We start from the raw sequence: 12,046 nt of genomic DNA, 5'->3' as shown, positions 1-12,046 counted from the left end.
ATTTATTCCTACATCATACATTCTAAACCACAACCAAATTATTACTAAAAACACACTTAACACTTACAAAGCGGCTAGTGCCTGTTTTAAATCTTGGATAAGATATTCTGGATCTTCTAAGCCAATGTAAAAGCGCACCAGATTGAATGGCAGGTCAATTTTCATGTTCTCTGAGGCATACACTGCTGAAATGGGAAACATAAGTGACTCGTGCCCGCCCCAAGAGGCTGCCATCAAAAAATGCTTTAGGCTGTCGCAAAACAAATCAGCCTTTGCTAGAGTGTTGGCTTTAAGCAGAATGGAGAACTGCCCAGAGTTGTTGCTCATTTGCTTGTGCGCCAGTTCATGCTGCGGATTGGAGGGCAGGAAAGGAAAAAGCACTTTCTCCACCTTCGGGTGCTGTTCCAGATATTCCACTACCTTTCTGGTAGAGGCTGCCACACGTTCCATACGCACAGGCAGTGTACGCAAACCACGTATAAACAGCCAGGCATCGTGCGGCGACATAACCGCACCCAAGGTCATAAATTCATTGTTGAAGATGCTATTGATCAAGTCACGAGAGCCACAAACTACGCCTCCCATTACATCCGAATGCCCGCCGATGTACTTGGTGCAGGAATGCACCACAAGGTCTACACCGAACTTTATCGGATTCTGGTGTAATGGGCTGGCAAAACTGTTATCAATGATTGTACGGCAGTTATGCGCCTTAGCAATGGCTGTTACGGCAGCAAGGTCTTGTAACTCAAATGTAAAGGAGTTGGGGCTCTCCAGGTATAGCAGCTTTGTGTTAGGTTTGATGGCATTTTTATAGTTGGCAGCGTCTGTTCCGTCTACCATGGTAACCTCCACGCCAAAGCGAGGCAGAAAGCGCTTCATTAGTTTGTTCGTCCAACTGTACGGGTGACTTGTACACACTATATGGTCACCTGCCCTTACCACCGAAAGTACAGCCGCCGATACAGCCCCCATGCCACTGCTGAACGCCACCGCATGCTCCGCCCCTTCCAGTGCTGCCATCTTCTTCTCGAGTATTGTCACGGTTGGATTATTGCCACGCTAGTACATGTACTCTGTCGCTTCGTGCTGCATTTTGCGACGCATTTCGGCAACTGTTCTGCTGGCAAAGTTACTGCTCTGTATAATGGGTGGCGCCACGGCATCGAAATACTTTTCTCGTTCTTCGCCTAGTTCGTTGATGATGTAAGATATATCCATAGTTTCTTCTGCTGTTAATAAAAAGACACAAGTATCACGGCTTTTCAATGATGGTCAATACACTTTGAAAACTGATATATTCCGATTTAAGTTGATTACTACTGTCTCCGTACTTTCTACTTTTACACTTCTGGTTAGTTCTGTTTCTATACTTACTAGTTACCTAAAGGTGTACTTCATTCCTCTTCAAAAGTAGAATCTTCACTTCTGAAAGTCACTTAAAAGCAGACTGCTACAGGATAATGGTAATTATTTTTAACTAGAAAATAAATTACTCATAATCAAGCGTTTAAATACTAAAAAACACTGCAATTTTATACCTTTTTTGCAACTGATACAGCAGCAAAAATGTTGTATATGCATGAAAGAGAGAGAAGAAGAAAACGTACTTTCGTTATATCCAAAAGAGGCAAAACAGGCGGATAAGGAGTGGCAGAAATCTATTCCTGCGCAGGTTTTTCTCAACTACTTTTTTGCTATAAGTTACCATATCCAAAACTTTGAAGGGAATGGTTTGGATAGTCTTGCTTCGTTCCGTGAGGCCAAGCCAGTACAACTATCGGAACAGGATGTGGAGGCTGTAAAGCGCCTGCTGCTCAATAGTTGGAGCACTGAGTATGCTTTGCGTTCTACCGCTGAGTTAGGTGACGAAGCTTATATGCGCAACGCCTTGCACTGGACGTTTCCGCAGGCTTTCTATGCTGTTTTTGCTGGGCTGCAGGCTTTCCTGCACACGCGAGGCATCAAAACGAATAATGAGGCTTGGGTGCTGCGAGAGGCAGGCAGACTAGTGGTTAAAAACGCTTATCCGCAAGCCATTAGCTTCTATGCATCTGGGCACTATGATGATTTTAACATAAACCGACTGCCGCTGGCGCACTATAAACCTGGTTTGCAGATAGCAGGCAAAGAGTTAGAGGCGCAGGCACAAATCGGGCAGTTTTTGCGCACCACGCGCCGCCAGAAAGCAAAAGCTGTCAGGCAGCAAGTACAGGCCAACCCTGCCACAGCCATACGTAGCAGCCGCAACAATGAAATTTTACAGAAGTTCGGCCCGCAGCATTGGCAACAGCTTACCTGGCGCGTTGGCTATACTACCTTGTTCGATCTGATGGCACGTTTGCGTATTTCGACTACTCACAGAGAGATTGAGCGTTTTGTACAGGCCGAGATTGATTTTAAGCTGTTCCACGAGTCGCTGTTGCAGATTGTGAGCTACCTGAACGGCATACACGAATGCTATGTGGCGCAGGCCATAGGTTTGCGCCACTACCAGGCCTTTGTAGAGGAACTGCCAAAGCACCTGCAAGGCTCCTTTGTTGCAGCTAGGTTCGAAGAAAAAATCAAACCGCTCCTAAAAGAGGACGATTACCAATTAGGTGCAGCTGCATAATTTTCACTTTCTTCCTTTTATAGTTTGGCCCTTGTATGGTTTTACCTGCAAGGGCTTTTACATTTAAAACTCCCTTAGCAATTTAACAATCCAACAATCAGCAATAAAGCCTTTAAAAGCTGCCGAATATTTAGCAATTTTGCAGTTTATTTATAAACAGTCATTTTATATACATCGCATGCAACTGAGCGAACAGGAACTACGCAGGCGCCATGAGCGCGAAGAACTGGAGAAAATGGGTATTAACCCATATCCATCTGAGCTATTTGAAGTTACTGCCACTGCCAAAGAGATAAGGGAAAATTTCGATAAGGAAAAGAATAACTACCAGGAAGTAAGCCTTGCTGGCCGCCTAATGAGCCGTCGCGTGATGGGAAAAGCCTCTTTTGCGGAGCTGATGGACAGCACAGGCCGCATACAGATTTACGTATCGCGCGATGACATTGCCCCTGGCGAAGACAAAACCATGTACAATACCGTGTTCAAGAAAATGCTGGACATCGGTGACTTTATCGGTATCAAAGGTTATGCTTTCGTGACGCAGGTAGGCGAGATTTCGGTGCATGTTACAGAACTAAAGCTTTTAACCAAATCGTTGAAGCCACTGCCGATTGTAAAGCGTGAGGTAGACGAGAACGGCGTGGAGCATGTGTATGATGCCTTCAGCGATCCTGAACTGCGCTACCGCCAGCGTTACGTGGATCTTGTTGTGAACCCACACGTGCGCGAAACTTTCAAGAAGCGTAGCCAGTTGGTAAGCACTATGCGCAGCTTCCTGACCGACAAGGGCTATTTAGAAGTAGAGACTCCTATCCTGCAGCCTATACACGGTGGTGCAGCAGCACGTCCGTTTAAAACGCACCACAACGCGCTGGATATGCCGCTATACTTGCGTATCGCCAATGAGCTTTACCTGAAGCGCTTGATTGTTGGTGGCTTCGACGGTGTATTCGAGTTTGCCAAAGACTTCCGTAACGAAGGCATGGACCGTACGCACAACCCAGAATTTACCGTAATGGAAGTTTACGTAGCCTACAAAGACTACAACTGGATGATGGATATGGTGGAGGAAATGGTGGAGAAAGTCGCTCTGACCCTGCACGGTACCACCGAAGTTAAAGTAGGCGATAACATCATCAACTTTCAGCGCCCTTGGAAGCGCTACACGATGTTTGAGGCAATTGAGCACTTCACAAAGATCGATATTTCGGCAATGGAAGAAGCAGAGCTACGCCAGACAGCCGAGAAATTGGGTGTTAGAGTAGATCCAACCATGGGGAAAGCCAAGCTTATAGATGAGATTTTCGGAGAAACATCAGAACCATACCTGATCCAACCAACTTTCATTACAGATTACCCTGTAGAGATGAGCCCGCTGGCGAAGAAGCACCGCAGCAAACCAGGTTTGGTAGAGCGCTTCGAAGCGATTTGCAATGGCAAAGAAATCTGTAACGCCTTCTCTGAGTTGAATGACCCGATTGATCAGCGTGCGCGTTTTGAAGAGCAGCTGGAATTAGGCAGACGTGGCGATACAGAGGCAATGGTATTAGACGAAGACTTCCTGCGTGCGTTGGAGTATGGTATGCCGCCAACAGCTGGTTTGGGTATAGGCATAGACCGCCTGAGCATGATCATGACGAACTCTCACTCCATACAGGATGTGTTGTTCTTCCCGCAAATGAAACCAGAGAATAAGGACGAGTAGTCTTTCCACTGAAAAACAATTGTATTATATAAAAAGAAAGCGCCTGCTATAGTATAGCAGGCGCTTTCTTTTTATAGTTGGTTCTTTTACACGCCAGGAGTTTTTTTGGCTGTATTGATCATGTTTTTATTTTCCTGATCGTCCCACTTTTCGGAGTCGGTATAGGGGCTTTTCTTTACTTTGCCTACAACCTCTGGTCCCAGGTCTTCGCTTTTAGCTGTTTCGACGCCCTTTCCTGTCCAGGAACTCACTTTATCAAGGCTGTCACTATACAGTTTAGTTGCCTGCGAACCAAGCTTGGAAGCTGATTCAGAAACCTTCTTGCGGAAAACTTCTCCTTTTTCTGGAGCCAACAACATACCAGCCAACACACCTACACCAGCACCAGCCAACACACTAAGTGCTACTTTACCTCCAGCGCTTTCGCTGCTCTTACTGTGGCTTTTGCTTTCGCCTGTTACTTTTTGCTTTATTTGTCTCACAGAAGAGTTAGTTGCGTAATTACCCTTTTCTTCTCCCAGAGATCTGCATTCCATAGTTGTTCTCATACAATATCTTTTTGGTTGTTTATAAAATGTGTGTTAAGCCTCCTTATTATTAACGAGACTACATGCCGAAGGTTGACGCATAAGATAAAACAAAAGCACCCACTCGTTATGAGCAGGCGCCAGCGTAAATTATAAGCATAAAAGTACCTAAGAAGAAAGCACACAGGTGTACTCTTCTTTCCGAAACAAAGGCAAGGCTTGCCAATACATTAGCGTACTTATACGCAACACCAGGATTTACCTGGAGCTTGGATACATTTAAACTGTACCGCCTAATGTACCAGGAGTACCAACAGGGCCAGTGGCAGTACCAGTTGTACCTGCTGTAGCACCTGTAGTAGTTGTGCCAGTACCAGTTGCTGCAGTTGTCGATGTTGATTTGTCAGAAGAAGAATCGCTACCTGAGTCTTCACCTTTAGTTGCTCCCTTAACACTTGTTGCTACTTTTTCATAAGTATCAGAGCTCATTTTCTTTATCTCGTCCAGGCTAGTCTGCAGGTTCTTTTCAAGATCTTTGCTCATTTTACCAGCCCACTTCTTAACGCTAGTTCTTGTAACTTCCCCTGTATCAGGAGCCATTAACAAACCTGCAATTACACCAGCACTTGCGCCAGCTAAAAGGGCTAATAATACCTTTCCGCTATTGTCTTTCATAGTTTCTAGCAATTTTTAAAATTTACAATTATTTCTTTTTACGTTAATATTTGATTAATAACGATTAAGCATAGCATTAAGTTATAACTATAATTTAGAATTTGATTATTTTATTATATTAAAACATTATCAAAACCTCGATGAATATAATTAAACTAGTTCATACCAGCCCCTGATTCGTTACAATTCTGATATAAGCTTTATGATTTCGTCTTTTGTTTTGCCCATCCTGCGCTGTAGGCGGCCAAGCAGTTCATCTTCTTTTCCTTCGGCATAAGTCAAGTCATCATCTGTAAGGTCAGCATAATTTTGCTTTAACTGGCCTTTCACGTCATCCCAAGAGCCACGCATAATCAAACTGCTGCCATCGTCAGTTACATTGTTGCGCTCCAACTTATCCATCCAGTTTTTGACTGTCTTCTCTATATCGTCGCCTGCTTTCTTTAAAGAGCGATTAAGCGTATCGCGGCTTGTACGGCCACTGTCTGGTGCCAATAAGATACCAGTTACAACACCTGCACTTATTCCTGCCAACGTTGCTAACAAGATTTTTCCGTTGTCGTTATTCATAGTTGTTTTGTTTAATTGAGTCCTACTTATATTTATTTATAAAGCTACGCCTGCTGTTTGATTATAGATAGAGGTATAAAATATTAGCAAGATTCTATAATTTAGACATTCGAAAATACATACGGCAACCACACTAGTTGGTTAATTTTCAGGACCATTGTAGCCGCTAATGTCACTTATTTGTTCGTAAAGCTACTTTTAACAGCAAAAACTATATGAGAAAAACCGTCACTGCCTGTTTGCTCCTGCTGCTTGGCAGCACTTTTTCCTGCAAAACCTCAGAAGACATCGCCTGCATAGATCAAAGCAAAATAAACCCAGACCAAATTTGCACCATGCAATATGCTCCTGTCTGTGGCTGCGATGGCAAAACCTACAGCAACGCCTGCGAAGCCGAAAAGGCAGGTGTTACCTCCTACACGGAAGGCGAATTCAGTACTGCGGCTAAATAATTTGTACATTTAAACATTGATATACATGAGCAATCCAAAATATATAAAGCAAACCAAGCCTTTTCGGGTACCCACTACAGACGGAAAACTGATAGAAGAACATTTTGGCAATGCCTCTACCCATACCTCGGCTTTTAGTGTGGCCCACATGGTGGCACCTCCGCAATGGAGCGAGCCGCACCAGACACCTGAGTTTGATGAGATTACCATCGTGACGCGTGGCAAAAAGTTAATTGAAATTGACGGTGAAGAAGTGGAGGTAAAAGCTGGCGAAACGATACTTATAAAGGCTGGCACCCGCATCCGCTACGCCAACCCGTACGACGAAGAAACCGAATACTGGTCCGTCTGCATTCCCGCCTTCGATTTTACAAAAGTGAATAGAGAAGAAGCTTAAATTTACTCACTATAATCTAACTTAACTAAATGAAAAAATTAAGTACATGTTTATTTCTTGCTCTGGCTTTATCCAGTGCCTGCACCAGTAGCAAGCCATCTGCTACTTCTTCAGCAGATGCACCTGCCACTAGTCCTCCTGCCCTGGATGCCATACGTGAAGACCAGCTGCGCGAGGATCTTTTTGCTCTGGCCAGCGATGATATGCGCGGCAAAAGAGCAGGAACAACAGATGAGCTACGTGCCGCAGCCTGGGTAGCCGAACAAGCCAGAAAAGCAGGTTTAGAACCAGCAGGCGATGATGGTACTTATTTCCAGTTCTTTCCGCTGCGCCGCACGCACATGGCCGACATCAGCCAAATTCAGATAAACGGCAAATCACTGAAACTGTGGCAGGAGGCGTGGGTCACATCACCTGCAACAAGTAATCTGCAAAATACTTCTGTAGTATGGCTAAATAGTATGGCTGATACCACCAGGCAAAATATCAAAGGCAAAGTAGTAGCCATGGAACTACAGGCTCCTTCTAGGTTACCAGCCGAAGGTATGAGCCTTTGGGGCTACCGCTATATTTTATCAGCGGTTCGCCAGCAAGGCAGCACGCTTAGAAATTCGGGAGCAGCGGCTATTATATTAGTGGCCGATTCTACAGCTGAAGCTAATATGGCTTTTGCAGGGCATGGTTTTGAGGAAGGGCAATACCAATTAGAAGGTGCAGCGGGTACAACAAGCCAAAACAATATACCTGTGATATTAACACTCCCTTCAGCAGCACAAAATCTTAGAAGTCCAAACGCTAAAGTAAGTGCCAACCTAGAGGTTGAAAGCTTTGTTTATCCGTCTATTAACGTAGTGGCAAAAGCTCCTGGCACTGATGCGCAGCTGAAAAATAAATATGTGCTTTTTAGCGGGCACCATGATCATGATGGCGTAGGCGTGGCAATAGACGGAGACTCGATCTGGAATGGAGCTGATGACAATGCTACGGTAAGTGTGGCTTTGTTAGCCATAGGCCGTGCTTGGACAAAAGCTCCTGGCAAACGATCTGGCTTGTTTGTATGGCACGGTGCCGAGGAGCGTGGCCTTTACGGCTCTCGCTGGTATTCCGAGCATCCTACTGTACCAAAAGAGTCTATTGTTGCTGTATTAAATGGCGACATGATTGGCCGTAACGCACCAGATTCCGCCGCTTTGCTTGGCTCAACACCACCACATCGTAACTCTACTGCTTTGGTAGATATGGCCATGCAAGCCAACGAGCAACTGACGAAATTTACCGTAGATACATCCTGGGACGATCAGCAGCACCCCGAAGGCTGGTACTTCCGCAGCGACCATTTACCCTACGCCCGTGCAGGTATTCCAGCTATTTTCTTTACTACCTTACTACATGCAGATTATCATACTCCACGAGACGAGGCTGAACGCATCGACATTGATAAGCTGACCCGCATGACCAAATGGATGTACGCCACTGGTTGGGCTGTTTCTCAAACTCCGCAAAAGCCAGGAGTAGATCCAGGAGCTAAGTTGGAGCGGTAGCATGAGTAGTCAGCGTCTGATTAAACTCATTTTGTCATTTAGATCAAAGGGAGAAATATGCTTGCTTTGTGCTATTGAAATGAAATAAGTATGGCTTCTGACTATGATTGAAACACTCATCTTGTAAATAAAAAGCAAAGCATACCGCAAGTTTAGCGATAGCGCAACTTGTGGTTGTGCATGAGGTCAGTTTTTAACTGGCGTAGGTTGCGACCTTTAAGCCCCACCACGCAAGTTGAAAACTTGCCTCATGAAAAGCTCCAAGTTGAAAACTTGAAGGATAATTTTAGATGGGTTAGAATAAAACTAGCAAACCCTAAATTCCTCACGCTGTTCGAATCGACGTTTTGTTTCAGAGAACCTTAAACAAAATAGCCTCTGCCAAATCATTGGCAGAGGCTATTTTTATACTTCAGAACGTGAAGATTATTTTCAAACCCTCACATCTTCAAATTTTTAAATCATACTACTTACTCATTCTTTCCACAATCTCCTCTGAGATACCTGTGCTGCTGAAGCCACCATCGTGCATCAGGTTTTGCATGGTTACCATTTTAGTCAGATCGGAGAACAAAGTGATACAGTAGTCAGCACAGGCTTCTGCAGAAGCATTACCAAGCGGAGACATCTTATCAGCATAGTCGTAGAATGCATCAAAGCCACCTACACCTGTACCAGCTGTTGTTTTAGTCGGAGACTGTGAAATGGTATTTACACGTACATTTCTCAGCTTACCGTAGCGGTAGCCATAGTTACGGGCAATAGACTCCAGCACCGCCTTCGCCTGCGACATGTCTGTATAGTCTGGGAATACACGCTGTGCCGCGATGTAAGATAGCGCTACAATAGAACCCCACTCGTTCATGGCATCCTGCTTCTCTGCTACCTGCATTACTTTATGGAAAGACAGTGCAGAAATGTCCAGCGTTTTCAGGAACCACTCGTAGTTCAGGTCGCCGTAAGACTTGCCTTTACGGATGTTCGGGCTCATACCAATAGAGTGCAGCACGAAATCTATTTTGCCACCCAAGATTTCCTGTGCTTTTGAGAACAGGTTCTCCAGATCTTCTACAGACGTAGCGTCAGCAGGAATAATTTCTGCGTTACACTCTTCTGCAAGCTTCTTGATTTCGCCCATACGCATGGCAAGTGGCGCATTAGTCAGCACAAACTCAGCACCTTCCTCTTTTGCACGTTTCGCTACCTTCCAAGCGATAGATTTTTCGTCCAACGCTCCAAAAATGATTCCTTTCTTTCCTTTTAGCAGATTATAAGACATCTCTTTATACTTATAGTTGTTTGTCAGTTTGGTTTCCTTCTGGCAAAGCCAGAAAACGGAAGCAATATAGTAATAACTGCTTAGAGTGAAAGCAACTCTTTGGCACTTTTAAAGGCACTGGCACTCGGATTGGCTCCTGCAATCATGGTTGCTATCTCATTTACACGCTCTTCCTTGGTCAGCTGCTTCACACGGCTGATGGTTCGGTCTTCGCGATCTTCTTTATAAACAAAGTAGTGCGCATTGCCCTGCGCTGCAATTTGGGGTAGGTGTGAAATGGCAATAATTTGGTGCTTCTGCGCCATTTGCTGCATCATGCGGCCCACTTTCACAGCCACTTCACCCGATATACCTGTGTCAATCTCATCGAAAACGATGGTTGGCAAGGCAGTTTTATCGGCTAGCATATACTTAATACTTAGCATGAGGCGCGAAAACTCACCACCCGATGCTGCTTTAATAAGCGACTGCGGCTGCGCCCCTTTGTTAGCACTAAAAAGTATACTGATCTCGTCGGTACCCGTAGCTGTAGGCGCCACATTATTATGTTGGATTACAATACGGGCATTTGGCATGCCCAATTCAGCCAGCAACGCATACAGTTCCTGCTCAAACGTGCCAAACGAAGCCTTTCGACGTTCTGAAAGTATAGCTGCCTTTTCCAACGCCTCTTTCTCAGCTGCCTGCATAGCTTTCTGGGTGCTGGTGATAGCATTATCTAAGTTCAGTACACTTCCTACTTTACCCTCCAAATCGCACTGAATCTCCAACAACTCACTTATAGTTTGCACCTGATGCTTGCGTTGCAAAGTATAAATCATGTTCAGGCGCTCCTGCACTTCTATTGCTCTTTCGGGATCAGCCTCGGTATTGCGTTCGGCATCTTCCAGTTCGCCAGCAATATCGCCTAACTCAATCATGCAGCTCTCGGTGCGGGTTCGCAGTTCCTCGTACTTAGAAGAAAACTGCACCAGCTGTCCGATCAAGTACGCTGTGTCTTTTAAAGCAGAAGTAATGTTAAATTCTGATTCTGTCAGATGTTGTACCGCCTGTGATAGTTTTAATTTAATATCTTCAGCGTTCTCCAACTGCTTCAGCTCATCCTCTAGCTGCTCCTGCTCCTCTGCCTGCAGGTTAGCCTCCTCCAGTTCATTTAGCAGAAAGGTATGATAATCCAGTTCTTTCTGGGCCTGTGCCAGCTGGTCCGTTAGCTTTTTATAGTCGCTTTCTAGCTTTTTATACTTGCGGTAGGTCTCGTTATAGTCTTTCAGGTGCGACAGATTGCCTGCATACACATCAAAAGTAGTATTGCCTGCCGATACCGTGTTACCAGCGTAGATGTCCAGGATGTTGAGCTGATAGCTCGTATCGCCCAACTGCAGCGTATCATGCTGCGAGTGGATGTCCATTAGGTTCTCCCCTATCTTGCGAATCACATCCAGCGTTACAGGGGTGTCGTTCACAAACGCACGCGACTTACCGCTCGGACTAATCTCACGGCGTAGAATACACTGGTTATCAAAGTCCAGGTCTTCAGTCAGGAAAATCTCCTTAAGGTTGTAAGAAGAGATGTCGAACACTCCCTCTATCACACACTTCTCCCCCTGGTTAAAGAGCAGCTTTGTATCGGCGCGGTTCCCCAGCAACAGGCCTATGGCCCCCAGCATAATGGACTTACCAGCACCCGTCTCACCCGTAATAATGTTCAGCACTGGCGACGGATTCATCTCCAGCTTCTCAATCAGGGCGTAATTTTTTATTTTTAAATCTACCAGCATATAGTTCTAACTGATGTCGAGCTTTCTTTTTGCCCCCCTTTAAAAAGGAGACTTAGAGACCAATATTACTAAAGACTTTTTAGCTTTGCTAAGTTCGTTAGTTTTTAACTTTTTTTGATGCTAAAATGGTGATTATTTATTTGGGTAAATCCTCTTCAATTATCCAATCATCTTTTGAGATTCTTGTTAGGTATACTAGCCGAAAGATAGATAGTTAAACTTATTGATTATGTGTTATGAGGTCCTCCCATTTTTAGGACTGGTCTAAAGTAGAGAATTCAGGTTTTACTATGTTGTTTTGTATCCACTCCTCCGGTGTTCTGTCACCTAGTGAACTGTGGGGACGGAAGCCATTATACTCCTGCCGCCAAGCCTCGATCTATTCCTGGGCATCCTCCAGAGAGAGCAACCCATAGCAAAAGAGGCCTGTGTTTATCACAGGCCTCTTTTGTAATCATATAAGGTATGGCGAATGCCTATGCGTTTAACAGTTGCTCGCAAGCCTCAG

11 protein-coding genes and 2 pseudogenes are annotated in these 12,046 nt (G+C 44.9%); 5 read left to right on the top strand and 8 right to left on the bottom strand.

Going from position 1 to position 12,046, the window contains the following annotated elements:
• Nucleotides 1-63 precede the first annotated feature (63 nt).
• Both LN893_RS19505 and LN893_RS19500 read right to left on the bottom strand, forming a co-directional pair.
• A pseudogene (locus LN893_RS19505) lies at nucleotides 64-1,050 on the bottom strand (trans-sulfuration enzyme family protein); the annotation flags it as partial.
• Between the two features lie 12 nt (nucleotides 1,051-1,062).
• Complete coding sequence (locus LN893_RS19500; RefSeq protein ID WP_229972998.1) at nucleotides 1,063-1,221, bottom strand: hypothetical protein; 159 nt, start codon at nucleotides 1,219-1,221, stop codon at nucleotides 1,063-1,065.
• Nucleotides 1,222-1,582: 361 nt separating this feature from the next.
• Between LN893_RS19500 and LN893_RS19495 the strand changes: the two genes are divergently transcribed.
• Nucleotides 1,583-2,614, top strand: a complete 1,032-nt coding sequence (locus LN893_RS19495; protein ID WP_229972996.1) for a hypothetical protein — start codon at nucleotides 1,583-1,585, stop codon at nucleotides 2,612-2,614.
• A 178-nt stretch (nucleotides 2,615-2,792) separates the two neighbouring features.
• Nucleotides 2,793-4,319: a lysine--tRNA ligase gene (gene lysS / locus LN893_RS19490; RefSeq protein WP_229972994.1), complete on the top strand. Its 1,527-nt coding sequence runs from the start codon at nucleotides 2,793-2,795 to the stop codon at nucleotides 4,317-4,319.
• A gap of 86 nt (nucleotides 4,320-4,405) precedes the next feature.
• Here lysS and LN893_RS19485 read toward each other — a convergent pair whose 3' ends face one another.
• The 3 genes from LN893_RS19485 to LN893_RS19475 form a co-directional block, all read right to left on the bottom strand.
• Nucleotides 4,406-4,855 carry a YtxH domain-containing protein gene (locus LN893_RS19485; RefSeq protein WP_229972992.1) on the bottom strand — a complete coding sequence of 150 codons (450 nt, stop codon included), beginning with the start codon at nucleotides 4,853-4,855 and terminating at the stop codon, nucleotides 4,406-4,408.
• Nucleotides 4,856-5,125: 270 nt separating this feature from the next.
• A complete protein-coding gene (locus LN893_RS19480; RefSeq protein WP_229972990.1) occupies nucleotides 5,126-5,521 on the bottom strand; it encodes a YtxH domain-containing protein in 396 nt (131 codons plus the stop codon).
• 180 nt (nucleotides 5,522-5,701) lie between these two features.
• The gene (locus tag LN893_RS19475) at nucleotides 5,702-6,091 is read right to left on the bottom strand and encodes a CsbD family protein (protein WP_229972988.1); all 390 of its coding nucleotides are present in this window, start codon (nucleotides 6,089-6,091) and stop codon (nucleotides 5,702-5,704) included.
• Nucleotides 6,092-6,306: 215 nt separating this feature from the next.
• Here LN893_RS19475 and LN893_RS19470 point away from each other — a divergent pair, with 215 nt between their 5' ends.
• From LN893_RS19470 to LN893_RS19460, 3 genes are read left to right on the top strand one after another with little or no spacing between them, the layout of a single operon-like run.
• Nucleotides 6,307-6,543 carry a Kazal-type serine protease inhibitor family protein gene (locus LN893_RS19470; RefSeq protein ID WP_229972985.1) on the top strand — a complete coding sequence of 79 codons (237 nt, stop codon included), beginning with the start codon at nucleotides 6,307-6,309 and terminating at the stop codon, nucleotides 6,541-6,543.
• A 25-nt stretch (nucleotides 6,544-6,568) separates the two neighbouring features.
• Nucleotides 6,569-6,940, top strand: coding sequence for a cupin domain-containing protein (locus LN893_RS19465; RefSeq protein ID WP_229972983.1), 372 nt, complete (start codon nucleotides 6,569-6,571; stop codon nucleotides 6,938-6,940).
• 29 nt (nucleotides 6,941-6,969) lie between these two features.
• The gene (locus tag LN893_RS19460) at nucleotides 6,970-8,481 is read left to right on the top strand and encodes a M28 family peptidase (protein ID WP_229972981.1); all 1,512 of its coding nucleotides are present in this window, start codon (nucleotides 6,970-6,972) and stop codon (nucleotides 8,479-8,481) included.
• A 466-nt stretch (nucleotides 8,482-8,947) separates the two neighbouring features.
• Here LN893_RS19460 and LN893_RS19455 read toward each other — a convergent pair whose 3' ends face one another.
• The 3 genes and pseudogenes from LN893_RS19455 to LN893_RS19445 form a co-directional block, all read right to left on the bottom strand.
• Nucleotides 8,948-9,760, bottom strand: coding sequence for an enoyl-ACP reductase FabI (locus LN893_RS19455; RefSeq protein ID WP_229972979.1), 813 nt, complete (start codon nucleotides 9,758-9,760; stop codon nucleotides 8,948-8,950).
• A gap of 80 nt (nucleotides 9,761-9,840) precedes the next feature.
• Nucleotides 9,841-11,538, bottom strand: coding sequence for a DNA repair protein RecN (gene recN / locus LN893_RS19450; RefSeq protein WP_229972978.1), 1,698 nt, complete (start codon nucleotides 11,536-11,538; stop codon nucleotides 9,841-9,843).
• A gap of 253 nt (nucleotides 11,539-11,791) precedes the next feature.
• Nucleotides 11,792-11,953, bottom strand: a pseudogene (locus LN893_RS19445) (integrase core domain-containing protein); the annotation flags it as partial.
• Nucleotides 11,954-12,046 lie beyond the last annotated feature (93 nt).

The sequence above is a fragment of the Pontibacter harenae genome, assembly GCF_020907245.1.
In the GTDB taxonomy this organism is placed as follows: Bacteria; Bacteroidota; Bacteroidia; order Cytophagales; family Hymenobacteraceae; genus Pontibacter; species Pontibacter harenae.
Note: the sequence above shows the minus strand (reverse complement) of the source record. Positions and strands in the feature narration are given on the sequence as shown.